The sequence below is a fragment of the Cytobacillus purgationiresistens genome (assembly GCF_030813235.1).
GTDB lineage: Bacteria > Bacillota > Bacilli > Bacillales > Cytobacillaceae > Cytobacillus > Cytobacillus purgationiresistens.
This window is the reverse complement of record NZ_JAUSUB010000075.1, coordinates 1-1,456: the sequence shown is the minus strand read 5'-3', so window position 1 is coordinate 1,456 and position 1,456 is coordinate 1. Positions and strand designations below refer to the sequence as shown.

At 43.5% G+C, this 1,456-nt stretch carries 1 protein-coding gene; it reads left to right on the top strand.

What is annotated here, in order from left to right; translation table 11 throughout:
* Positions 1 to 18: 18 nt before the first annotated feature.
* Positions 19 to 1,456: L-glutamate gamma-semialdehyde dehydrogenase (pruA, locus tag J2S17_RS28720; RefSeq protein WP_307480805.1), on the top strand; the 1,438-nt coding region annotated here is incomplete at its 3' end.

Genomic DNA, 1,456 nt, shown 5'->3' with positions numbered 1-1,456 from the left:
AAAAGGGAGGAATTAATAATGGTACAGCCATATAAACATGAACCTTTTACAGATTTTTCAATTGAAGAGAATCGGAACGGATATTTGCAAGGATTAGAAACGGTAAAAAAATATTTAGGTCAAGACTATGAGCTCTTAATCGGTGGAGAACGCATTTCTACAGATGAAAAAATCGTCTCGGTTAATCCAGCCAATAAAGCAGAAGTCATTGGTCGAGTGTCAAAAGCAACACGCGACCATGCTGAAAAAGCGATGCAAGAAGCGGTTGAAGCCTTCAAAACTTGGAAAAAGGTAAAAGCGGAAACGCGTGCCGATGTTCTTTTCAAAGCGGCAGCAATTATTCGTCGCCGCAAGCATGAGTTCTCAGCGCTTATGACTAAAGAAGCTGGTAAGCCATGGAATGAAGCAGATGCAGATACAGCAGAAGCAATCGATTTCCTTGAGTATTATGCTCGCCAAATCTTAGAAATCAAAGACGGTGTGCCAGTTAACAGCCGCCCGAATGAATATAACCGCTACGACTATATTCCATTAGGGGTCGGGATTGTCATTTCTCCTTGGAATTTCCCTTTTGCCATCATGGCAGGGACAACAGTAGCTGCAATCGTTGCAGGCAATACAGTATTACTTAAGCCAGCATCTACCACGCCAATTATTGCAGCGAAATTCGTTGAAGTAATGGAAGAAGCTGGTCTGCCCAAAGGTGTGCTTAACTTTGTACCAGGCAGCGGTGCAGAAGTAGGAGACTATTTAGTGGACCATAAGGATACGCGTTTCGTATCATTCACAGGCTCACGTGATGTAGGTCTTCGTATTACTGAGCGTGCTTCTAAGTTAAGCAAAGGTCAAATTTGGATTAAGCGTGTCATCGCTGAAATGGGCGGGAAGGACACAATTGTTGTCGACAAAGAGGCAGATTTGGAATTAGCTGCACAATCAATCGTTGCTTCTTCATTCGGCTTCTCGGGTCAAAAATGCTCTGCATGTTCACGTGCAGTCATCGTAGAAGATGTGTACGATCAAGTGTTAAATAGAGTGGTAGAGCTAACAAAAGAGAAAAAAGCCGGCAATCCGGAAGATACAAGCAATTTCACTGGCCCAGTGATTGATCAAGCAGCATATGACAAAATCATGAGCTATATCGAAATTGGCAAAGAAGAAGGCAAATTAATGGCTGGTGGAGAAGGCGATGATTCTAAAGGCTACTTCATTCAACCAACTATCTTCGCAGACCTTTCGCCGGAAGCGCGACTCATGAAAGAAGAAATTTTCGGCCCAGTTGTTGGCTTTACAAAAGCGAAAGACTTCGATGAAGCAATTGAGATTGCGAATAACACTGACTACGGCTTGACCGGTGCCGTAATCACGAAGAACCGTGAGCATATTCAAAAAGCGCGTGAAGATTTCCATGTCGGAAACCTTTACTTCAACCGTGGATGCACTGGTGCCATTGTAG